Genomic DNA, 289 nt, shown 5'->3' on the forward strand with positions numbered 1-289 from the left:
GACACAGCCAGGTTCGCGCTGATGCGCCAGACCGGACGCTCGGCCAGCTTCAGCCCTTCGAACGCCTGGGGGCTGGTGACTTCGTGCAGCAGGTGACGGTCGATATAGAGAATCGTCGTGCCGTCTTCTTCCGTGTGGACCACGTGTGTGTTCCACAATTTGTCGTAGAGAGTCTGTGCCATGGTATGCGGGGTAGTAATGACTGCGGGCTGACTGTGTCGGTCGATTATGCCACGCGAAGTCACGCCGTGGGCCGTCGCATCATCGAAAAAAGCGATAAAAAACAGTG

Annotated in this window: 1 protein-coding gene; it reads right to left on the minus strand. The window is 57.4% G+C overall.

Going from position 1 to position 289, the window contains the following annotated elements; all coding sequences use genetic code 11:
• Positions 1-182 (minus strand): aconitase family protein (locus tag EN859_RS37235; protein WP_245525900.1); only part of this gene is annotated, 182 nt, incomplete at its 3' end.
• Positions 183-289 lie beyond the last annotated feature (107 nt).

The sequence above is a fragment of the Mesorhizobium sp. M00.F.Ca.ET.216.01.1.1 genome (assembly GCF_004010325.2).
Lineage (GTDB): Bacteria > Pseudomonadota > Alphaproteobacteria > Rhizobiales > Rhizobiaceae > Mesorhizobium.